The following is a 21,495-nucleotide window of genomic DNA, read 5'->3' on the forward strand; positions in this document are numbered from 1 at the left end:
GGACTGCGCCGTAGGGCCACTGGTCCGGACTTCCCGTAACGCTGCAATCTCCCTGAGGTGGGCAGAGGTGAAGATGATCTTCCCCTTGCCCCAGACAGCGTGTGGGAACTCACGTCTGGCGGCCCCGTCTCTGAGCCACGCCTCGGAACACTTCAGAATGCTGGCGGCCTCGGCTGGTTCAAAGAACTTTAGTTTCATGGCCCTGTCCGATCCCTCCGTGATTCTGCGGTGACGGTCCACGCTAGTCCTACCCCAGTTCATGGCACCCGGGAATCAGTGCGGCATGACGTGGAAGCTGGCTTCCAGGGCCGCGGTATGAAGCCGAACCTGTTCGGCGGATGCACTAAACCGAGGCGATGAGTGCTGCACCAGTCCGGCATCGCGGAGCAGGCCGAGCTGCCTGCGGATGGCCGAGGGCGAGGCAGATAGTCCATGGCTGATTTGGCCACAAGTGGAGGGCCCGTTCCTGAGCAGGAAGCGAACGACTCGGCTTCGCGTTTGATTCATCAAGATGCTCGACATGGGAGCTCACAACTCGGAACGGGGAACGAGGGCCTTGTAGACGGGTCTACAGTCGAAGGGTACTCCGGATAATCTGGTGTTGGAAGACCGCAGCGCGTAAGTGAAGTCTCGAGGGGATCGGACATGGGCCTATAGAAAACCAACCGCAGATCAGCGAAGTCAGTGATGTGGCCGAGCTTGTCCTAATGCTTTCCCTAAGCCTTCAGACCAGGCAGTCGATTGCCGCGTCGGACTACTCCCGCGATACTGGGGCGGAAGGGAGTCGTGGCGCCTGACCAGGCTTTCGGCCCGAATGACATCGAGAGGGGGACAGTGAGAATGGACGAGACAGACCGCGGGGACCAGTTGCCCCCTCAGGCCCAGTTGGCTCGTCGTCTCAATCTGTTGCTTGATGTCGTGGCTGCCGAACGTGGCAGGCCTGTGACCTTCCGTGAGGTCCAGGCCGAGCTCGACGGGAGGGGAATCAAGTTGTCCCGCGCGCGCTGGTTTTATATGAAGGAGGGTACTGGGCGCCTGGTTAGCGATCCGGTGCTCTTGGCAGAGCTGTGCAACATCTTCAACGTCGACCCCTCGTATCTGGCCGGCGACAGCGCCGATCTACCCCAGCGAATCGATTCGCAACTCGAGTTCGTGAAGGCCCTCCGTGCTGCCAGAGTGAAAACCTTCGCCGCGCGGACGTTGGGGGATGTCTCCCCGGAAACCCTGAAAGCCATCACTGAATACCTTAACCTGGACATTGATCGCCATCCTGGAGCGGACAAGGGTGCAGCTAGTCCTCCAGAAGATACTCAAGATGGGCCGCCAGCAACTCCTTGATCCGCGTGGGATTGGCCGAATAGCGCGGTGACCGCCCGTGCCGTCGGCCGGGCTCGAGGTCCACCGCGATGGCGCCGGTTTCCTCGAGTGCAAGCAGGTGTTTGGCCACGCTCGGCTCACCGGCGCTCACTGCTGCCACAATGTCACCGCGGGTCGCCGGACCGTGCGACGAAAGGTAGCGGAGGATCTCATTCCGTGACCTGTTGCCAAACGTCGCAACAGCGGCTTCGACGTCACTCGACCAAGCGTCGTCGTGAGGCTGCGTGATCCTAGGCATGGATCCATTCTGGCCGAACGATCCGAAAAAAGTAAGACCGGCAGTCTTGACGATACTTAAAGTATTCTCGACAATAGGTTGCATAGCGTTCTCACGGCAGTGGCCGGCCGCAGTTGGTGCCGCCACTCTTCGGGCGTTGCTCGTGGCGACGCTGAAATTTATCGGAATCGTTTAGTTAAAGCGGTGAACACCATGCGAGTCGAAGCCAGAGCGAGTCAAAAACCACCAGATCAGCCCTCCATAGCAAATATTGATATCTCGCTGCAGGGTGCTCCCGAGCCTGCCGCAGCTGCAGTCCCGGTAGATCGAATCATGATTGCCGTCGACGGCGTTCAACCGTATGTGGTCTCGCGTCTGCGGCGGATCGGTCGGGTTAGCGACGTAGACGACGTCATGCAGGACGTCCGGATCGCGGTATGGGATGGCGTGGCCCGGGGGCGTTATCGCCAGCTCCCCGGTGTTCCCTTCGAGGCATGGGTGCAAGGTGTGTGCGCGAATGTATGCGCCGCCCACGTACGTCGGGAGCTGAACCACCAAACGCTCCCGCTGATCGTCGAAGCGGGGAATGCAGACGGGCCGACTTCCTTTGTTTCTTCAGCGGTGCTGGGTATGGACCGGAGCGACGGTCGAAGTGCTGAATTGATAATTGACCAGCAGTGGGCACGAACGATCATCGAACTGACCCGGGTCAGCGTGCCGACAGGGGTTTGGGACCTTGCCGCCGATAGTCTCACCGGGCCGCGGCAATACGGTCCGCCATCACCGCAGGACCGCCGGCGCTGGCACGCGGTGACCGTGGTGCGCCAGACGGCGAGAACTGTTCAGAACGCACTCGAAGTTGAGCCTATGGCCGTCCGGAACATCGGAGACCTTTGCCAGCAGGCAGCACGCTGCCTGCCCACACCGGTACTCCGCAGAACAGCCGAATGTATCGTTCGCCCCGGTCTACAAGGAAGCGACAGAAAGAGGGCTCTGGAGGCGTTGGCACTCGAGTTGGGCGTCACCGAGCGCTATCTGGCTGTCCAGATCGGCTCAGCGCGCCGGTTGTATCAAGCGGCATGGAGAGTTATCCGGGCCGGAACGCGGGCTGCCTTCTAAGTCACGTTGTGGACCAGTTCTTTCGCCATGAGCAGGCGAGGAGGACATCCGAATGCTCGTATTGCGAAGAAGGGTTCTGCACGGTCCCATCGGGCGGCACAGGTGGTGGATCGCAGTGATCGCGCTGCTCAGTGTGATCATGGTGCTTTTCGCTTTTGCGGGGCCGGCGACCGGGCCCTCAGCGGCTCCGGTTACACCGCCGTCGCCTGAACCCACTCCATCAAGTGCAGCGAGCGCTTCCACGGCCGCGAAGGCGCCATCCCCGACGGTGGCTCCTGACCCTGTGATTGCTAATCCAGGGGACCCACCTCGCACTGCTGACTTCCGCACGCTCGCCGCCGCGGCAGCGACGGCGATCTACACCTGGGACACGCGAACGTCTTCCTATTCGGAAGTCTATTCACGGCTCCGTGACTGGTGGGAGGTGTTGCCGGGCGGGTCCAATCCCTTGGCGGTTCTGGTTCAGGAGTTCGAAGCCACCGGAGTCAATGCGGGAAGCTACGCGACCTTGGTGGATCAACAGGCGTTCCGGTCGGCCACGGTTGAATCCCTGCATTGTGACAGTGAGCTCGCCGAAGTTCAGGAGCGGCCGGCGCCCTGGGCGGGACTGCATGTGTGCACGGCCTCTGTACGCGTTCTGGACCAATCGACTTCTGCTCGCATTACCTACACGGCCCCTGTCAGCGTCATGGTGAACTGTCCGCCGGCGGTGACGGCCCCTACCGACCACTGTGCAATGGTCGGCTTTTACACCACGCCGAGCAGGATTGTTTACTGATGTCAGCTGCGGTGGTGTCTGCTGGCGTGGTCAAGCGACGGGCCATTAGACGGGTCTCGCTGGCCGCGGCCTCGATTCTGATCCTGATTCCTTCCATGGCGTTCAGCGCTGCCGTGGCAATGATCGGTCCGGGCATGGCCGACGTTCCGCCCGTCTGCTTGGAGGGCGGCTCGCTTCGACCACTTGTGCCTGAGGCGGGCGCACCGAGTGACCGCACGCGAAGCCGGGCCCCGGTCAGTGTGACAGCCAGGCAGATGGCCGTTGCAGGGGATTACGTCTCCATCGGCCGGCAATTGGGGGTTCCCCGAGAAGGCCAGATTATCGCCATCATGATGGCTCTGCAGGAATCCGGCCTCAGGGTCCTCGCTAATGTGAACGTTCCTGCCTCGCTCGAATATCCGCATGACGGTCTCGGCAGTGACCACGATTCGCTCGGCACCGCCCAACAACGTCCCGCGGCTGGCTGGGGCACGGTTGAGCAGTTGATGGATCCCACGTACAACGTGCGCGCCTTCTACGGGGGACCAGCGGGCCCCAATCGGGGCAGTCCACCTGGGTTGTTGGATACACGAGGTTGGCAGTCCATGGAAAAAGGCCAAGCTGCACAAGCTGTTCAAGTGTCGGCGTTTCCGGAGTTGTACGCGCGGTGGGAGGCCGAGGCAACGGCGATCGTTGAGGCGCTCGACGGCAGGACAGCACCCGCAATGTGCACTCGCACGGCGGATTCCGCGACGGACATGGTCGCGCCCGCAGGCCTGAGCGAAACCCGTCAACAGATCCTTCGGTTCACCGAAGAAGGAGTTGGGGGCGACTACGTATGGGGAGGCACGGCTTTCAAAGCATGGGACTGCTCCGGTTATGTTCAGTGGATCTACAGGCAGGCTGGGGTCAACCTGCCACGGGTTGAGCAATGGAGGGTCGGAACACGGACCGAGAGCCCCCGCCCGGGGGATCTGGTGGTCCAGAACGCAAAGGGTCCGGGCGATTGGGGACACGTTGGCATCTACGCGGGTGACGGGATGATGTACAGCGCGCTGAATCCGACAGTGGGTACGCTGCTGCATCCGATTGCGTGGAATAGCGATACTGCGTATTTCGATCTCTTGGCATGACGTGCAGATATTCCAAGCACCTGAAACCGATCTGAGCTCGCATGGGTCCGGCTTGATCAGTAGACAGCTGGTGGTGCGTGGAGCTTCCGCCCTTCAGCGCCAGTGCCTTCAATCGGGAACGGGATCGGCACGCCCTCACACATAGCGGGGGCGACGTATCTCGACCGCAGGTAGTCCCTCTCAATGGATCTTCGGCGAAGCTCCCGTGCGGGGTGTCCGGGGCGGTCATGTCGCCCCGCGGCGCAGCCCCTATGTACTCGTGAACCCAAAAGATTCATTCCCTGCGACGACAGATGGAGCGCGCCATGTTGATAGCAGCTGTTGATCCCGGAATTGTCCCGAACCCCAGCTTCCCGTTCTTGGAGTCGCTGAAACAAATTGGTGGCGGCATACTCGTCGGTGCCTTTATAGTCATCGCGATTGTGGCGATCATCGGAGCCGCGATGCTGTTGGCGGGCAAGCTGAGCCAATCGTCGCGCCTGGCCTCCGGCGGGGGCATGATCTTGCTCTGGACGGGGCCCGTGGCAGCTATCCTGGGTGGCATTAACGGCTACATACTTTGGTCTCAGTCTGCGTTCAATCTGGGATTCTAGGTCCGAGCTGTCATGCCGCTCGAATGTGATCTCAATGGATGGTGGCCGCCCGGGTGCGGGCTCGCCTCCCAAGCAAACGATGGGATCCAGGGTTCAATCACATCGCTCTTCGCGAACATTCTCCAAAATATTGCTTCCTGGATCTGGTCCTTCATCACGGGCGCGTTCAGCTCCTCAGACGTGGACGACTCACAGTGGACCGCCATCGAAGGACTCACGAGCTGGTGGGTCGTCGTCATGATGACACCCCTTGTCGTGGTCATGACCCTCCAGCTGGTGTCCGCTTTCATCAGCCAACAACCCCGCCGTCTTGTGCGTGCCCTGATAGGCGGGGCTGCCGCTGTCCCCATGGTGGCAGGTGCGGTGTACTTGGTCCGCCAGCTCACCAAGGTCAGTGATTCGGCGTCGGAGGCGCTTCTTGGCTCAATGGGAACGGATCCCTACCTGCTGTTCATGAGGCTTTTCGGCTTCGAGAAGGCTCCTCCCGGCACCGGCAGAGACTGGAACGTCATCGCGTTGGCTCCGGGGTCGAGTCAAGGCGCGGTCGGAGCGGTTGTCGTCACCGCCATGGCAGTCATCGTTGTCTGGGTTCTTGCGTTCATCCTCATGTGTTCAATGATTTTTCGGTCTTTTGCACTCATCGTGCTCGCCGCAGTCGCGCCGGTCGCTCTGATGCTCATACCGTGGGAAAGGACGCAATCGTGGGCTAGGCGGTGGTGCGAGATTGTCGTCGCGTTGCTCCTCGCGAAACCCTTGGCCGCAACCGTTCTGGCAGTAGCCATCAAGCTCTTTGCCGAGTCGGAGTCATTCGCTGGACTGGCAGCGGGCGTCGTGGGTATGGCCGTGGCATGTGGTGCTCCGCTCATGGCGTTACGCCTGGTTAGTTTCGCCGGCGGTGAGCTTGCAGCAGCCGCACAAACTGCGGGAGGCGGTCACGTACTCTCGCGAAGCTCGGGCTTTGCCGCCCGGCAGATCAGCAGACAGGCCGGCGGCCGCTTCACGCTTGCGGGCCTGGCATCGCACTCAACTGCGACTCGTCCAATACAGTCGAGCCGACCGCAGTTTCCCACTCGCGTGCTGCCACCCCCGGCGCCACCGCCGCAAACACAGGCTGGCGCGATGTCGCCCCAGACCCCCGCGAGCAATGGCGCCGCATTGATGCTCGACGCCAGCACCGCAGCTAAGGAGCGACCGTCGCCCCCTGCGCGCGGAGGCGGCCGTGGGACGTATGCGAGTTCGGGTGCACCGAGCGCTGGAGCGAGTTCGCCTGCAATCGACGAGCAGCCCCACCAGTCGAGCCAGTCGGCTGATCCGGCGGCCACTCGCGCGACACCGCCGCCAGCCTCCCCGCCGCCACCTCCAATGGCAACACCGGCCCGCCCGCCCATCCGACAGCAAGCAGTTGTCCAGCACCTGAATGACGGTGATTCCCATGTCTGACAATTCACGCGCCCTCGAAGCCGTCAAGTTCCCCAGGCACGAGCGCCGCGGCTTGTTCCTGGGCTTGAAGTGGTATCAGCTGTTGCTGATGGCGGCCGGGGTCCTAGTAGCCAGTACGGCCTCGGCAGTCCGCGGACCGGTCGGGCTCTTCGCATCGGGACCCCTGTGGGTGTCGCTCATCCTCCTGGGGTTGCTCCAGTACTCGAGGATTCCCTTTCCGGTATGGGCCGGGCATGCAGCCGTGTTCTCCTACCGGTTGGCCGTCAAACAGACCCGCTTCCTGGTCCGGCCGGAGCGCCCCGCCTTGCTGGGGTGTTTGGCGTTGCCGGGAGGACTGGGAAACCTGGAATTTCGTCAGACCTCAAGCGGTGAGTCGTTCATTGTGGACGCCCGTGGCAGGGAAGCGATCGCCGTGCTGCGCTGCAGCACCAGGTCATTTGCGCTCCTAGACTCCGATGACAAGGCTTGGGCGGTTCAAGCCTGGTCCCGTGTACAGGCAGGCATGGCCCAGCGCAGCAGCGTCGCGCGAATAGCAGTACAGGACTATACCGTCCCGTATCCCTCGTCAGCGTTGCGGGACTTCTATGAACGTACCGCCCCAGAGCAGGTGGCAAATACCGGCAATCCCAGCTGGGGGCAGCGCGCGTATGAGGACCTCATTGCTGCAGCGGGGTCGGCGATGAGCCATGATCTCCTGCTCGCCCTTGTCCTAGACACCGGCAAAGCGCGACGTCGAATCAGGGAGTCCGGCGGAGGATTGGCCGGCATCGAACAGGTGATGCGGCTGGAGGTTGAGGCTATGACCACCGCGTTGCGAACTCACAATGTGAGGGTCGAAGAGTGGCTTTCGGAGACAGGCCTCCTTGATGTCGTGCGTGACGCCTTTGACCCCGCCGCCCCAGCCCGGCAGCCCGTACTCGGCACGACGCCCCGGGGGGCCCAAAACGATACGGGGTCCAAGTCACCGGGAGGGGCTGCCGCGCCAATGGCGGTCGATGAGCACTGGACGTATCTGCGCACCGACTCCGGATTCCATCAAACGTTTTGGATTGCCGAATGGCCGCGGCAGAAGGTCTTTCCAGGATTCCTCCACCCCCTGATCTATGTCGGCGAATTCCGCCATACGGTCACCGAGGTGATCCGGGCCGTACCTACAACCGAGGCGCTGCGGGACATTCGCTCCGCTCAGGAGGCCCACGAAACGCGTCGGCGGATCAACACCCGCTTTGACAGACCGCTCACCCGGGAGCAGCGAGCAGAGGAAGAAGAGGTCACCCAGCGGGAGGAAGAAATCGTCGCAGGTCATGGAGACGTACGGCCCGCCGCCTACGTCACCATCACGGCGGGCACCCTCGAGGACCTAGCTCGACACCGGCAGGAGCTCGAGTCGGCGGCGGCGGGAGCCTTCGTCGAACTGCGGTTGCTGGCCGGTCAGCAATGGGCTGCCTTTGTTGCCGCTGCACTCCCGTTTGGGCGGGGACTGCGGTGAAGAGGACAAGCCAATCGGTTCAGTACGTGCCGGCGGGCAGGAACGGCCAGGAGCGGAAGGAACGACGCCGACAGGACGCCTACGCCCACAACCAGCCATGGAAATCCGCACTCCGCAGCGTAGGAGAGACGGTCGTCGCCAGCCTTGACAGGCGCGAGCCCGGTGGCGACTGGGGGAGCCGTGAAAGGAATTCCCTGCGCGGGCCGCACCGCCTGCGCCTGGCACCGCACCGGGCGTCCACCATGACCTTCGCCGCGGCATACCCGTTCATCACCGAATCCGGCCTGGGTCACGAGGGGACCTACATTGGTACAGACGTCTTTGGCTCAGGTGCGTTCTCCTACGATCCGTGGATTCTCTATGACAAGGGAGTGATTAGCGGCCCGTCGATCGTCGTTATTGGCACCGTGGGAACCGGGAAATCCATGTGCGGAAAGTCCCTGGTGGCCCGGTCGATCACGCTGGGGCGGAAGGCTGCGGTCGCCTCTGACCCTAAGGGTGAGTGGGTTGCCGTCGCGAACGCCGTCGGTGGGAAAGTCATCTCTGTAGGTCCTGGCCGGGCTGCCCGGGTCAATCCTCTCGATGCCGGCCCGCGGTCCAGTGCGCTGAGCGAAGCTCAGTGGCAGGCCGTGGTCCGTCAACGGCGCCGCTACCTGCTGGTGGCGCTTGTGTCCCTCATGCGGCAGGGGACGCCGCTGCATCCGGTCGAACACACAGCCCTGGACATGGCGCTTATGGAAACCGTGGCCGAGAATTCGAATCCCACCCTGCCAATGGTGCTGGACCACCTGCTGAACCCTTCCAGGGAAACCATTGGGCTGGTCGGCAAGGACGGAGGACAGGCCGTCAGCCACTCGCTGCGGCGGACAGTGTCCGGCGACTTGGAGGGTATGTTTGATGCCCCCTCCACGGTCTCCTTCGATGCCGATGCTCCGATGATGGTCATGGACACATCGGCGCTGATCGGGGCCTCGGAGCAGGCGCTGTCCCTCGCCGCGGCGTGCGGCGCCACCTGGCTGGAGGCCGCTGTCACTAACCCCGACGGCGGCAAGCGGCTGGTGGTCTACGACGAAGGTTGGCGCATGCTGGCCGACCCCTACATGCTCGCCAAGATGAGCGAACAATGGCGGCTGGCCCGTACGTACGGCATCGCGAATCTGCTCATCATGCACAAGGTCGCCGACCTCAACGAAATCGGAGACAGCACCAGCGGCCACCGCCAGAAGGCACTCGGCCTGCTCACGGAAGCCGACACCAGGATTATCTACCGCCAGAAGCACGATGCAATGCGCCTGACGAAGGAGGCCCTGGGGCTGTCCGAAGCCGAATGCGAGCACGTGGAGAACCTTCCCAAGGGCGTCGGCCTATGGAAAGTTGGGAACCGTTCCTTCATCGTCGCCAACCGCGTCACCACCGATGAACTCGCGGTCTTCGGCACCGACGACCGGATGATCTGACGACCGGTATGAATCGGCGTGCGGGAGACAGCACACCATTCGTCACGGCCGGCCTTATCGCAACCTCCGGCTACGTAGGCCTGTGTGTCATCGTCCAGAGCGCAGCGCACCTCCAGATGCTCTGGCGCTGCGGCGGCAGGCCGCCACCGCAATTCAACCCGGCCGCCGCCGTCGGGCTTGTTGTGGGCCGTATGGATTGGATCAGCGGTGAACCAGAGGGATGCGACGTCGGCGTCGCCGGGGTCTGGTGGGTGGTCGGTCCGATGCTCCTTGTGATGGCGGCGCTCGCCGTCGGCTCCGTCGTGGCGTGGCGGCGGTGGAAGCAATCAGGCGCGTGGCTGCGCCAGGACATCCTGAACCGTGAGGGTATCGCCCGGCGCTCCGAGATCCTCCACGACTTCGGAGCACGGGCCGTCCGAAGGCGGGGAAAATTCACCCGGCCAGGTTTGGTCAAACCCCGGATCGAGGACGTGGCCTGGACGTTGGGCCGATCCCGCGGTGTAACGGTTCACGTCTCCACGGAGGAGTCCATGGTCATCCAAGGCGCTCCACGATCCGGCAAGGGCCTTTACGTGGTCATCAATGCCATCCTTGACGCGCCGGGGGCCGTAGTGACCACGTCTACCCGCGCCGACAACCTGGTAGTCACCATGAAGGCCCGGGCCAAGGGGAGCAGGCCGGTAACAGTCTTCGATCCGCAGGGCATGTCCGGGCTGCCTTCGACGCTTCGTTGGTCTCCCGTCCGTGGCTGCCGGGACCCGGATATTGCTACCCGCCGCGCACTCGTCATCTCCGCCGATACCGAGATGAAAGGCGAAAACGCGGCCTGGCAAAAGCGCTCGCTGATTATTCTGCAATGCCTCTTGCATGCTGCGGCACTGTCCGGGGAAGGCGTCCGCGCGTTTCGCCGGTGGTCCTCGAGTCCTGTACTGGCACGTGAGGCTCTGGAGGTACTCAGCAGTGCGGAGGCGGCGATGGGATGGCAGGCCGATCTCATGGGCATCCTCGAAGATGACCCGAGGAATACATCGAACTCCTGGATCGGCGTTTCGGCGGCTGTTGCGCCGCTGTCATCGCCGAAAGTACTGGCAGCACTTGACCCGTTGGACGAATCTGAGGAATTTGATCCAAAGTCATTCATCAGGGATCGCGGCACCCTGTATCTGATTGGGACCCGCGCCGGAGCCGCCGCGGCGGGTCCGTTCCTTTCAGCCCTGATCGACGACATCGACAATGCTGCCCGCGAGATGGCCTTCATCGCCCCTGGGGGCAGGTTGGATCCCCCGCTGTCCCTCATTCTGGATGAGATTGCGAATCTGGCACCGTGGCCAGGCTTGCCCATCGCACTCTCTGACGGTGGCGGCATCGGCATTTCCACTCTTGTGGTCTTGCAGTCCCTGTCCCAGGCGCGGACAGGCTGGTCGATCGAGGAGGCCGCAACCATCTGGGATTCGGCCATCATCAAGGTGATCTTTGGCGGCGGCTCGGACGAGCGAGACCTTCGTTCGCTCGCCGGGCTGCTGGGGGAGCGGAGCTTGATTCTGAACACCCGATCTTGGTCCGCTCAGGGCCGCCAGGACGGCGAACAGATCAGGGAGAGCCCAGTCCTGGCGCTGCATGAGATCCGGCGCCTGCCGACTGGCACGGCCCTCATGCTGGGGCGGCGAACCCGCCCTATCCTTTTGGATCTTCGCGAGTGGCACAAGCGCAAGGACGCGGCCGAACTCGGCCGGTCGAAGCTGGAGCTTGAACAAGCTCTCGCGGCCGGACACCGGCTCCGGCAGCAAACGCCGGTGGAGGTGGGCGATGGCGAGCCGGGATGACCCCGAACGCTTCGAAATTCCCTCTGCGGGAGGCGAGGACGACGACCTGACGGCCGAGCTTTTCCGATCCGCATTCCGGCCGCCCGGGAGCGTGGCCGGCGTGACCTACCGTTGGCGGGACCTAACGGCTGCGCAGGCCGTGATCGTGTGGAGCGACCTGGCGGTGTGGGTCAGATGGTTTGTCGCCACGTATCAGCTGACGACGTCGGTGGTTCCGGATTGCTGGTGGCGACACACGGACATCGTTGCAGAGCTCTACGCGCTGCACCGGGCGGAACTTGCCTCCTACGCCAGCGACGATCCCGGCTTCGGTCCGCTCGCCTTTCACGAGCGGCTGCCCCACGCCGTCGAGCGTCTGCGGACCCATGCCCGGACGGCAGGCTGCGTCGGCCTTCAAGCGCACAAGGAGCCCACATTGAGAATCCTGCGGTTGAATGCGCCTGGCTTCGTCGAGTGGCAGGCCGATTCCCACCAGTTCGGTGACGACCACTGAAGTCATGCTGTTCGGGCCTTACAGGACATGAACAGGTATCCGCACGGTGCTCCGGCGGTACTTCTAGAAGTATGGAGGGCGCCCGTCATGGCCCCTGGGACTGATCACGCGCCCCGCGATGGGACAGTGAATGCCGCCCTCCACGGTGGCGATACCGGCAATGCCCATATTAGACCGGAAGAACGCATCGCGGCCTTGACGGACGGTCTCCATCTGATGATGGACGAGGCCGTTGAATGTCCGTCGCACTGGCAGGTGCTGTTGGACGCTTCAGCAACATTGTGGCGTTACTCGGGCGGCAACGTCGCGCTGCTCATGATCCAGATGGCCCAGCGCGGCACCGAAGAACCAACCCTGGTGGCCGGCTATAAGGAATGGGCTCGCCACGGCCGCACCGTGTCACGGGGTGAGCGCGCACTCTGGGTGATCGCTCCCCGCACGGCCAGAGTTCAGCAGGCGACACCTCCCGACGGTACCCAGCAGCGTGTTGCGGTGGGGGATCAGTTGCCGCGGGGCGCGGTCGACGATGGAAAGAAGACCGTCATTACCGGTTGGCGCGGGCAGGCAGTCTTCGACGTTTCGCAGACGCAGGGCAAACCGCTGTTGGTACCACGCGGCGTTGCCGCTGCTGGTGCGGACGTGAGTGAGCTTTGGCAATCCCTTGCTGCCGTAGCTGACAGACACGGGTTCGAAGTCGATGTAACGGACGCTCAGCATGGCCTGACAAGCGGCTTCACTGACTTCGCCGGACACCGGGTTCAAGTGGGTGGCTGGCTGGGCCAGCAAGAGCGCACCGCGGTCCTTGCCCACGAACTGGGGCATGTGCTACTACATGGACCGGACGACGAGATCGGGCGACTCTACGGCAGCGGCGCGGACCACCGGGGGTTGGCCGAAGTCGAGGCGGAATCCGTCGCCTACACGGTGCTGAGGGCCCATGGGATCGACCGCGGCCCGCAATCCGCCACCTACCTGGCCGGGTGGGCTGACGCCGTCATCGAGGCGGAGAATGACGCAATCGCTCACGACGCCGGCTATAGGCGGCCAAGGTCTCGTGCGGATATTGCCAAGTCAGTGCTGGGTCGCGTCACCGGCGCCAGCAAGGGAATTCTCGAAATCTCCCATCCGCCGGGATTCGGAGGCAAGATCTCTGCATCTGACGTGGAACCCCGCATCGATCCCGCAGTGTCCTACCTGGGCATGGAACAGCCCGTGCCGTCTGTAGACGGGCCAGGGATGGCCGGGCCGTAATGACGGCCGTACCAATTCTGTCCGGCAGGAGAGTCCCGCCGACAACTGAAAGGACAAGGGCAATGAGCACCAAGATCCCGGTCAACATCGCAGGCAATCTCGTCGCCGATCCCGAACTGAGCTTCGGCGAAAGCGGCGTGGCCCACGCTAAGCTTCGTGTCGCCGTCAACCAGCGACTCCAGGGGGCAGACGGCTCTTGGCACGACGGAGAACCCGTCTTCCACAACGTCTCCGCCTTCCGCGCGTTGGCAGAAAACGCGGCGACCTCGCTGAAGAAGGGCGACCCCGTCACTATCGCCGGGGAGCTGGAATTCCGCTCCTACGAGAAGGACGGTGAGCGCCGCGAAGCCCGCCGAATCCTCGCCGACACCATCGGACCGGACCTTCGCTTCGGCACCGCGGTGTATCAACGCTCTTCTCACGCAGCAGTGGTTGGGCCAGACGCTGAAGTTCAGTTCGGTTCCGGGACAGCGAGAGTGGAGAAACCTGCGTCCCCGGCCTACAACTTAACTTCTAAAGGCCCAGTGGCGGCGCCCACTTTCGGCGTAGCGGCGGGAAATGAGATGACCTAGTGAACTTGGGAGGCCTTACCGAATGACGGGGCTCGAAGGTATACACAGCGAGTGAGGCTGAAGTTCGGCTGTGTTTACATGCCCCGATCCCGGCGGCGCGGGAGTCGATTCGGGGGCGAATCGGAAGCTTTTCGAGATGTCAGGCGATCGCTGGCAAGCTGCAAGAGCACAACATGATGTCGGTTATGTTGTGTCGTTGACGTCGCCCTGCTCGTTGGAGGAGCGACCCCCTTGCGCTCGTCGACCAACTAACAGCCAACCATCATATTGGAATCGGTCAGTCGGAATAATCGCGCCGCCGGTGACAGGTTTTTTGGAAGGCGTTTCGTGGCGGACTCGCGGTACCGGTGTCAGTCGTCGTCCGCACGGAACCCCAAAGTCGTCATCACTCCAGTCGGGTGCCGCGGGCGGCCCTCACGGGCAGCTAACCGTCAGACTCCATGCCTGAGCTTCAGAATCTAAGGAACGCGTTGATCCTCTTTATTAGAAGCTCTGCGCGGTCCAAGGTGGCGGATGGGATCTTCAAGGAGTTTTGCTTTTGAAGAAGATGCTTGGCCGGAGAGTAGTGGTTCAATCTGCCCTTATTGATGCCGCGTTCCTTGAAGACGCTGGCGATTCGATGGGTGACTCGGTCCCCCGTGGGCAGGTCCGCCACCTTCAAAGGCTGGTCATTCAGTTGGTCGGCGTAGGCCCCGTTGACCAGTTTGAGGTAGAAGCCAGTGTCGAGGATATCTTCTACATCAGCCTCATCCCGTCCCACCACTTCACTGATTAGGACGATGCCAGCGTTGGCGAGTTTTCCTGCTGCTCTGAGTTTTTGGACGGCCTCTTGATCGTTGAGTGAGGCGTCGGCTAGGACCGCGATGTTGAGTTTGTTTGCGCCCAAGAGAGTAACGAAAGCAGGTAGCTTGGTGATGCCGCCAATTGGAGCGAGGGCCCATCGAGGGTCTAGACCCTCACGTCCGGCTGCTTCCAGAGCGCTTGATAGGACTTCTAGGTAAATGATGTCGGACGGTCCCTCGACAACGAGAGTATCAGGGGCGACGAACAGCGTTTGTGCAAGGTCTATACCCATTGCTGCATGAAGGGGAAACGAAGTCTCCGAGTCGGCGTACATAACGTCGGAAGAGACCTTGGTGCCAGCTCCATCCTGGTCGATAACCGTTCGCACTCTTCCAAAGGCATGAGGATTAATCATGAAGGGCGAGTGCGTTGTGAAGAGCACCTGATGCTTCGGGGCCAGGCGCTCATCAATAAAGCGAAGGAGGTCGGCTTGAGCGGACGCATGAAGATTGATCCCTGGTTCGTCCAACAGCAAGATGAGAGGCTGCTCGGACTCCGACTCCAGGTGTGAGAAGTATGCGAGAAACGAGAAAAACCAAACGAAGCCCCTGGACCTCTCATCAAAAGGGACAGTGACCCGGTGCCGCTGATTTTCAACACGGATTTGGAGCAGTGGGACCGAATCTAAGGGGGCGACGGCACCCTTCTCAGCCTTCTCGATTAGGTTGATTTTCACAGCTAGGTTCTGGTTTTGAGACCAGTACTGGAATACCTCCTCTGAAATACTGTTAGAGGCATTCTCGGAGTCCCTAATCAGATGTTCGTGACTCTCGGGGGATAGGAAGTCCTCCAGTTCAACGTCTGCAGCATCGAGCAGAGAAACTACTGCTTGCTCACTTCGCGTCAGGGTCTCTTCATCGCGCTTTGCAACAAGGTCCGGGATCGAAACCATACCCGGCATTGAGTCGTAGTCATCGAAATAGACGAACTTCGGGCGTCGCACACTCAAAGTGTCGATGGCCTTCAAGGACGCCCGTGAGTCTCGCCAGCTCCTGATTGTCGCCAGGACCTCTGTAGCAGCGGCAGTTTGCGCCTCTACTGACGACAAAATCTGGAGGAGGCTCTTGGCATTGGTGGCTGCTTTGAGACGGGCTTGGTCCGAGGGCGGCAGCTCGATATCTCGCGTCAAATGGGCGACAACAGCCGCGTCATTGATGGAGACATCCCACGTTGTGCTTGCGTTGTAGTTGTAGCCCGTGGTTACCTTCACGACAGTGGATTTAAGGGCACCCTTGCCGAGGTGAGACTCGACGGCAGCTATGTCGGCTGCTTCCAGTTCGTATGAAAGAACCGTTACCTGGATTTTGTCAGCGTTCTTGCGCTCTCGGGCCTTCGTCGTCGGGTAATCGAGACCAATGTCGAAGGTTGCCTTTTTCTCGATGGGATTGCTTTTGTAGAGTGCCTGCAGCACTGCAGATTTGCCGGACTCGTTCTTGCCCACGAGGGCAGTGACATCACGTTCGACGCTGAACGAACTTCCGTCTTCGATGCTTCTGTATCTTCTGACATTGGCGTTGATAAGTTTCATAGTTCCCAGCCTTCGTTTTAATCAGGTTATCGGATGGGTCGCGCATTGGCCGAGTGTGAGCCGCCAAGGTCAGCTGTCCCGACCACTGTAGCTGGGGACTGCCCAACTTTTGTAGTCTCCTCGGCTTAGCGAGCTGAGTCTTTCAAATGTGCAGCACCCGCAACAATTCAATTCGCGCAGGCAAACTGTCATCAAACCCTCAGGAGCCCCGACTAACGGGCGCGAAGGCATGCATCCGTTTCAAGGTGGGCCGCGGCAGGAGGTGCCCGCCCGGCCCGGCTGGAACAGATGACTACCTACGGCGACGCGCCGATCAAGTTCGGGATTTCGGTCTTAACCCTGGTCACGGCTCTCGTCGCTCTGCCATGCACGCCGAACACGCTCCTGAGGAGCGAAGACTTCTGGTCGCCGTTCGGAAGCGCAAGCGTCAGCCACGGAAGGTGCAGATACACCTAATGGGTTGTCGTAACCGCATGGCATTTGACATGGGTCTTTCTCCTAGCCGAGCAGCACCCGGCATGAGGAATCCGCTACAAAACGGCTGGCCGTCGTGCAGCTGTTGCCGGAACCTCTGGCCGGCCTCCATCTCCTAAGGCCGACTGGGCCGTGATTGAGGGGTGAATCGGCCGCCTCGGTTCACTACCCAGGCGTCGGCTAGCCGCGAGGTTTTGAGATTGATTTGGCTACGCTGCCCGGCGCCCACGCGAGGCAGTCTTGAGCTCTTATCTGGTAGGTCAACGGCCATGGTTCCCCTGGCATCACCTGGGCAGGGTCCGGTGCAATCAATAGTATGGATCCGGTCCATAGCGGGTCGGGCAACGCTTCTATCCATGCCCGTTGAACGTGGTCGAACCGGTTCCACCTTATGGTGATCCAAGACCCTGTTGGGTCGAGGGAATCCACGCTGAGGAGAGTGATTTCTGTCGTCGTCCCGCGCGTTCGCCTCATGTCGTCGAAGTGGAGCCACATTTCGTTCGCAGCTACCGTCCAATCACGCCGCCGACGGGCTCGGGCGAACCAGATCGCGCCGATCACTGCCGCAAGAAGGCATGAAACCAAAGTGGCTAACCCGAAAATCAAGGAGGTCTGCCTGCTGGCTGTCACGGATTCGATAGAGAAGACGACGCAGCAGGTGATTGCCACGCTACTGAGGACCAACGCGGGTGTTGCAAGTTTCGGCTTCAGGGCTGGGTTTGCATCCATGACTACCTTCTCGACCAGTTTAGATTTGCCAGCCGACATTGATAAGCCGGGCCTTCCCCTCAATCGGGTTATGAAGCGACTTCGAAGTCTGGTGGTAACTGGCTGACGATGGAGCCGTTTGGTGAAGAAGGCGGGTGATCCTTGCGCGCTGCTCCTGTTGTTCCCAGTCGTAGGATTCAGGAAGCGGCCCGAGCGGAAGGGGGGAGTCATCAATACCCCACCGGTCCCTGTGGATGGCGATCTGGCGAATAACGTTCGTCGCGTGCGCGGGAAGTGTGTCTGGACCCAAGGCCTCTATGAGCGCTTGTTTCCATTTGGTGTCACCCATCAGGGCGTTGCGGGAGACATGGTTCATTCGTTGCTGGATCCTGTCTTGGACCTGGTCAATCATGTTGGCGAGTTCGGGGCGAGAGGTGCGGACAGGTACAGCCAAAGGATCTTCGCCAATGGTGGGCATCTCAGTTAGAAATTGACGGAGTCGGGAGTGTACGACGGCCGCCATGTCTCCCACGAGCTCCTTCGAATCCAATGCGGTGGCGACAATACGCTTCGTGCTTGGACGGCTAATGCAAATCGAACGGCGCCACGCCGCGACCGTTGCTCCCCACGAGGGCGACTGCTGGAGTTCGGACGCCCTGCCGGGCGAGTAGGCCTCAAGGAACTCGGTCATGTCTTCGGAGGCTGCGATTTGGGAGAGGTAGTCAAATTCAGAACTCAGGCGCTCCAGGCTGTCCGCCTTCGAACGCTCTGTGTCGCGGACTTCGTGGGCTGTTCTTTCCGCGCCCTCGGCGGCTAGGACCTCGCCAAGGATCTGGCGCCATGAGGTTTGCGCTCCGGAATCCATGGGCTCATCGTCCGAAGGATCGTTCCCACTGACATACGCATGGTTTCCCGATCGTCCGCGGGTCATGCTCACGTACAGCAGCTCACGCGTGAGCCGGCCCTGAGTAACAACGGTATGTCCGGTGTCCACGGTGATGCCCTGCGAACGGTGGGCAGTCGTCGCATATCCCAGTTCAACCGCGGCCTCAACGTATTCCCGGCCTAGTGCAATCGTGGCGCCGGTGTCACGGCGCACCGCCGTGAGCGTGCCGTCGCGCCTACCAGTACGGACGACGTCGAGCATGGTCCCGTTCCGGATGAAGTCGCGGCTGCTGTCGGTGATGCTGCGGTCATTTTGGCGGGCAATGACGGTGTCGCCAGGGCCGGCCCGTGATCCGTCGCTGAGCGGCACAGTGTGTTCCGCGTCGACGGAACCTTGCATGACGCGGTCGGCCTGGGCGCGCTGGTTGAGCATACTGACCGTGTCGTTGTCGGCCGCGATGAGAATGGACGACTTGCCTGCTCGGAGGTCGGAGTGCCAGCTCAGGTAGGCCTCGTCGACCATTTCGACGTACGAGCCGTGTTCGATACGTTGGTGTTGGTCATAGTCGGCGATAGCCCCGAAGTCCCCGGCACGCAGTCTGAGCGACGCGTCCTGCTCCCACTCCTGTTCGAACCGCCAGATCGTGCTAAGGCGCACCGTCTTGTTCTGCCTGTCGAGCCACCCGAGCGTACCGCCGGCGTCGATGGCATCCAGTTGCCCGGGATCTCCCACCAGCAGCACCTTCGCCCCGGCCTCCCGGGCCTGCTGTACCAACGCAGCCAGCTGAAGGGTTGAGACCATGGAAGCCTCGTCGACGACCACCAACTGGTTCGGATGGAACCTCCACCTGTCCTGTTCGGCAGTGAGTCGGGCGGCTCTCTGTGCGAGCCGAAGGGCCCGAGGACCGGGAGTAGCACCGGAGGCGAGCTGATACTCCGTGTCGAAGAACTGCGCCGCCCGATGTCCAGCTCCCTGTCCGACCGACTCGTAGAGCCACTTCGCGACGTTTTCTGTGGCCAACGACAGTTCGCGCCCGAGGACCTCAGCGCTCGCCGCAGCGGGCGCCAGCCCGACGACGGAACCGGCCCCAAATTCCGCCTCCCACGCAGTCTGGACTGCGCCGAGAGTGGTGGTCTTGCCGGTGCCGGCTGGACCGACGACGGCATCAAGCCGGTTGCCGCTGAGCAGCACCTGAGCCGCCGCCGCGCGCTGGTCGCTGTGGAGCTCGAACCGACCGCGGTGTTTATAGCCGGCGAGCAATTCCAAAGCGACGGCCGCACTCACGGCCGGTCCGCCGTCGTCGTCCCTTGCCGCCATGACGACACGCTCGTTAGCGAGGGTCGTCGTGTCCGTGTAGAGAAGGGAGCCGTGGAAATCGAAGATGCTCCGGTTTGCGAATCGAAGGTCGGGCGGGGCGCTGACGGGAACGGTGTAACGGTAACCGTTGAGTGGAACTGACTGGTTTTCAGCGGCGGTGGCAACGGCATCGACCATGGCGTTGCGGTCTGCCGGCATATCACAGCGGATCTCGGCGCAGACCCGTTCCGCTTCAGCCAGAAGGTTCCATCGGTTCCAGGTAGCGCGTTTCGTTGCTACACGCTCGCGGGTCAGGGAGCCGACCGCGTCGATCCAGGCGGCCGTGAAGTCATCCATGCGGTACGGGGTTGCGTGAGAGCGTCGCACGGTGTTCGCGAGCACGAGACTGGGCTCGAAGCCTTTGGCGGCTGCGCGGGTGCGCCACTGTGCAGAGAGCTGATGGAGTGGTGTGGGCGATTTCGGTTTCGAGGTGCGGGTGGAAAGAGTTGCCTGCTGGCGAAGCTTGATGGTGGTGGTAGAGGTTGGGGGAGTGCCGTGGCTGGCGGTCCATTCGCCGATGAGACGGTCGGTTTCAAGATCGATGAGGCGGGAGCGGTTGGAAAATTCGCTAATCAGTATCTCGTCAACACCGGTGAGTTGCTGGCTGGGGTTGTGTGTATTCATGGCGGGCTTACGGATGTCTGTGTCGGTGCCGAGATTCCGGTGGAGTGCGTCGAAGAGGAGCCCGTTGTAATGCTCGCTGGCGGCGACAGCGGCCTTGTAGAGCGTCCGTGAATCCAGTGTGGCCCACGCACCGTCGGTGACCCGCTGGACCCGGTTGGCGACGACGAGGTGAGTGTGAAGCTGCGGATCCCCGTCACGTGATTCCCAGTGGTCGAAGGCAGCGGCAATGGCTCCCTGGGTGCCGAGGCGGGCGACGCCGTTGCGGCCGGCCCGCGTATGGATCACCGATTCCTCAATCCATTGCAGGGTCGCCTTCACTGCGTCGTGGTGGGTCTGGAGGATGTGATCCTGGATGCTTCTGGGGCTCAGAGCCCAGACGACGGACACGGATTTGGGAACGCTGAAGGTGAGGTCGAAACCGACGACAGCGTGACGCGTTTCGGTTAGGCCGTGACTGTTCTGGGCGAGAGTGGGTGGGCTGTGCGGACGCCCTAGGGAAGCGCCGGTATCCGGGTGGACCGCGTGGTCGAAAAGCGCTTTGGCGTCGGATTCCGAGACGACCTCCCCGCTGGTGCGACTGATGCCCGGCAGGCCGGAGCCAAGCCAGTGTCCCTGTGGCGTTCCCGCCTTCGTGTAGTAGGCGGTGACATCTGTGGGAGTGACCGTCAGGTCGTCCACCATGGTGGTCTTGAAAAGATACTTCAGGCCCGACTGGGCGGACAGTCGGGCGATGGACATGGTCATCGTTTACGTGCTTCCTGATGGCGGCCGGTAGCTGTCCACCCGCGCCGGCGGAATATCGCTTTGGAGGCGCTGTCGAGTTCAAGGCCGGTGGCCCGGGCGAGAGCCAAAAGCTTGCCCGCGAGGTGGACCAACTCCTGGGAATCGGATGTGTGGACGCTTCGGGAGCGGTCGAGGTCGACGCGGAGACTCTTGATGATGCCTCGTAGTTCCGCGTTGTCGGCCGCCAGGCGTTCGCTGTCTACGGCTTGGAACCGGAGCTGCGCCTGCAGCGATTCCTGGAAGCTGTTTCTTCTCGCGAGGGCCGCATCGATGCGGGTCTCGGCGCTGTGCGGACGTTCCGGGTGGGGCGATGCGCTGGCGCCCGAGTTGAGCGCAACATCCGCACCGGGCGCGGGCAGCGCCCTCTTTGATCCTTGTCGCCGTCGACGATCACGCTGCCGGTTGGCGCAGCGCGTGGAGCAGAACCGTTGCACCGCGCGTGACGGCTCGAAGCGCTCGCCGCATGACTCGCAGATCTTTCCGCTCACAGTCGTTCATCAACGCCGATGCACCCTGCAACATGACTTGCCGTGAGTACGTGCTCACGGCGAGTGCCTTGGATGCCAGAGGTG

Annotated in this window: 17 protein-coding genes; 12 read left to right on the forward strand and 5 right to left on the reverse strand. The window is 62.1% G+C overall.

What is annotated here, in order from left to right:
* Positions 1–273: 273 nt before the first annotated feature.
* Positions 274–522, reverse strand: coding sequence for a winged helix-turn-helix domain-containing protein (locus GVV86_RS18970; protein WP_159802852.1), 249 nt, complete (start codon positions 520–522; stop codon positions 274–276).
* 318 nt (positions 523–840) lie between these two features.
* On the opposite strand from GVV86_RS18970, the gene GVV86_RS11240 reads away from it, so the two are divergent.
* Positions 841–1,338 carry a hypothetical protein gene (locus GVV86_RS11240; RefSeq protein ID WP_201291436.1) on the forward strand — a complete coding sequence of 166 codons (498 nt, stop codon included), beginning with the start codon at positions 841–843 and terminating at the stop codon, positions 1,336–1,338.
* On the opposite strand, the gene GVV86_RS11245 is transcribed toward GVV86_RS11240, so the two are convergent.
* Complete coding sequence (locus tag GVV86_RS11245; RefSeq protein ID WP_159802853.1) at positions 1,292–1,615, reverse strand: ArsR/SmtB family transcription factor; 324 nt, start codon at positions 1,613–1,615, stop codon at positions 1,292–1,294. The genes GVV86_RS11240 and GVV86_RS11245 overlap by 47 nt on opposite strands.
* A 312-nt stretch (positions 1,616–1,927) precedes the next feature.
* Between GVV86_RS11245 and GVV86_RS11250 the strand changes: the two genes are divergently transcribed.
* The 11 genes from GVV86_RS11250 (at position 1,928) to GVV86_RS11300 (ending at position 13,721) form a co-directional block, all read left to right on the forward strand.
* Positions 1,928–2,713, forward strand: a complete 786-nt coding sequence (locus tag GVV86_RS11250; RefSeq protein WP_210252877.1) for an RNA polymerase sigma factor — start codon at positions 1,928–1,930, stop codon at positions 2,711–2,713.
* Positions 2,714–2,996: 283 nt separating this feature from the next.
* The gene (locus GVV86_RS11255; RefSeq protein ID WP_159802855.1) at positions 2,997–3,491 is read left to right on the forward strand and encodes a hypothetical protein; all 495 of its coding nucleotides are present in this window, start codon (positions 2,997–2,999) and stop codon (positions 3,489–3,491) included.
* Positions 3,491–4,603, forward strand: coding sequence for a C40 family peptidase (locus GVV86_RS18680; protein WP_159802856.1), 1,113 nt, complete (start codon positions 3,491–3,493; stop codon positions 4,601–4,603). Before GVV86_RS11255 ends, GVV86_RS18680 begins: the two co-directional genes overlap by 1 nt.
* 305 nt (positions 4,604–4,908) lie before the next feature.
* Positions 4,909–5,196 (forward strand): hypothetical protein, encoded by a 288-nt coding sequence (locus GVV86_RS11265; RefSeq protein WP_159619133.1) that lies wholly within the window; start codon positions 4,909–4,911, stop codon positions 5,194–5,196.
* 261 nt (positions 5,197–5,457) lie between these two features.
* Positions 5,458–6,636 carry a type IV secretion system protein gene (locus GVV86_RS18975; RefSeq protein WP_425513930.1) on the forward strand — a complete coding sequence of 393 codons (1,179 nt, stop codon included), beginning with the start codon at positions 5,458–5,460 and terminating at the stop codon, positions 6,634–6,636.
* On the forward strand, positions 6,629–8,125 hold the full coding sequence (locus tag GVV86_RS11275) for an SCO6880 family protein (protein WP_159802858.1): 1,497 nt from the start codon (positions 6,629–6,631) through the stop codon (positions 8,123–8,125). The genes GVV86_RS18975 and GVV86_RS11275 overlap by 8 nt, the downstream gene beginning before the upstream one ends.
* Positions 8,122–9,582 (forward strand): ATP-binding protein, encoded by a 1,461-nt coding sequence (locus GVV86_RS11280; RefSeq protein ID WP_159802859.1) that lies wholly within the window; start codon positions 8,122–8,124, stop codon positions 9,580–9,582. Before GVV86_RS11275 ends, GVV86_RS11280 begins: the two co-directional genes overlap by 4 nt.
* A gap of 191 nt (positions 9,583–9,773) precedes the next feature.
* Positions 9,774–11,405, forward strand: coding sequence for a type IV secretory system conjugative DNA transfer family protein (locus GVV86_RS11285; protein WP_159802860.1), 1,632 nt, complete (start codon positions 9,774–9,776; stop codon positions 11,403–11,405).
* Complete coding sequence (locus GVV86_RS11290) at positions 11,389–11,898, forward strand: hypothetical protein (RefSeq protein WP_159619123.1); 510 nt, start codon at positions 11,389–11,391, stop codon at positions 11,896–11,898. Before GVV86_RS11285 ends, GVV86_RS11290 begins: the two co-directional genes overlap by 17 nt.
* Before the next feature lie 126 nt (positions 11,899–12,024).
* On the forward strand, positions 12,025–13,149 hold the full coding sequence (locus GVV86_RS11295; RefSeq protein WP_159802861.1) for an ArdC-like ssDNA-binding domain-containing protein: 1,125 nt from the start codon (positions 12,025–12,027) through the stop codon (positions 13,147–13,149).
* Between the two features lie 62 nt (positions 13,150–13,211).
* Positions 13,212–13,721, forward strand: coding sequence for a single-stranded DNA-binding protein (locus tag GVV86_RS11300; protein ID WP_159619119.1), 510 nt, complete (start codon positions 13,212–13,214; stop codon positions 13,719–13,721).
* 451 nt (positions 13,722–14,172) lie between these two features.
* On the opposite strand, the gene GVV86_RS11305 is transcribed toward GVV86_RS11300, so the two are convergent.
* The 3 genes from GVV86_RS11305 to GVV86_RS11315 all read right to left on the reverse strand — a co-directional run bounded on the left by GVV86_RS11305 (position 14,173) and on the right by GVV86_RS11315 (position 21,411).
* Positions 14,173–16,092, reverse strand: a complete 1,920-nt coding sequence (locus GVV86_RS11305; protein WP_159619117.1) for an ATP-dependent nuclease — start codon at positions 16,090–16,092, stop codon at positions 14,173–14,175.
* Positions 16,093–17,314: 1,222 nt separating this feature from the next.
* Positions 17,315–20,884 (reverse strand): MobF family relaxase, encoded by a 3,570-nt coding sequence (mobF, locus tag GVV86_RS11310; RefSeq protein ID WP_159802862.1) that lies wholly within the window; start codon positions 20,882–20,884, stop codon positions 17,315–17,317.
* Positions 20,881–21,411: a hypothetical protein gene (locus GVV86_RS11315; RefSeq protein WP_159619113.1), complete on the reverse strand. Its 531-nt coding sequence runs from the start codon at positions 21,409–21,411 to the stop codon at positions 20,881–20,883. Before GVV86_RS11315 ends, mobF begins: the two co-directional genes overlap by 4 nt.
* Positions 21,412–21,495 lie beyond the last annotated feature (84 nt).

This window comes from Arthrobacter zhaoguopingii (genome assembly GCF_009828595.1).
GTDB lineage: Bacteria > Actinomycetota > Actinomycetes > Actinomycetales > Micrococcaceae > Arthrobacter_D > Arthrobacter_D zhaoguopingii.

Coding starts and splice junctions, on each gene's coding strand:
- GVV86_RS18970 (WP_159802852.1), bottom strand. CDS start 522: ATGTCGAGCATCTTGATGAATCAAACGCGAAGCCGAGTCGTTCGCTTC.
- GVV86_RS11240 (WP_201291436.1), top strand. CDS start 841: ATGGACGAGACAGACCGCGGGGACCAGTTGCCCCCTCAGGCCCAGTTG.
- GVV86_RS11245 (WP_159802853.1), bottom strand. CDS start 1,615: ATGCCTAGGATCACGCAGCCTCACGACGACGCTTGGTCGAGTGACGTC.
- GVV86_RS11250 (WP_210252877.1), top strand. CDS start 1,928: ATGATTGCCGTCGACGGCGTTCAACCGTATGTGGTCTCGCGTCTGCGG.
- GVV86_RS18680 (WP_159802856.1), top strand. CDS start 3,491: ATGTCAGCTGCGGTGGTGTCTGCTGGCGTGGTCAAGCGACGGGCCATT.
- GVV86_RS11265 (WP_159619133.1), top strand. CDS start 4,909: ATGTTGATAGCAGCTGTTGATCCCGGAATTGTCCCGAACCCCAGCTTC.
- GVV86_RS18975 (WP_425513930.1), top strand. CDS start 5,458: ATGACCCTCCAGCTGGTGTCCGCTTTCATCAGCCAACAACCCCGCCGT.
- GVV86_RS11275 (WP_159802858.1), top strand. CDS start 6,629: ATGTCTGACAATTCACGCGCCCTCGAAGCCGTCAAGTTCCCCAGGCAC.
- GVV86_RS11285 (WP_159802860.1), top strand. CDS start 9,774: ATGGATTGGATCAGCGGTGAACCAGAGGGATGCGACGTCGGCGTCGCC.
- GVV86_RS11290 (WP_159619123.1), top strand. CDS start 11,389: ATGGCGAGCCGGGATGACCCCGAACGCTTCGAAATTCCCTCTGCGGGA.
- GVV86_RS11300 (WP_159619119.1), top strand. CDS start 13,212: ATGAGCACCAAGATCCCGGTCAACATCGCAGGCAATCTCGTCGCCGAT.
- GVV86_RS11305 (WP_159619117.1), bottom strand. CDS start 16,092: ATGAAACTTATCAACGCCAATGTCAGAAGATACAGAAGCATCGAAGAC.
- mobF (WP_159802862.1), bottom strand. CDS start 20,884: ATGACCATGTCCATCGCCCGACTGTCCGCCCAGTCGGGCCTGAAGTAT.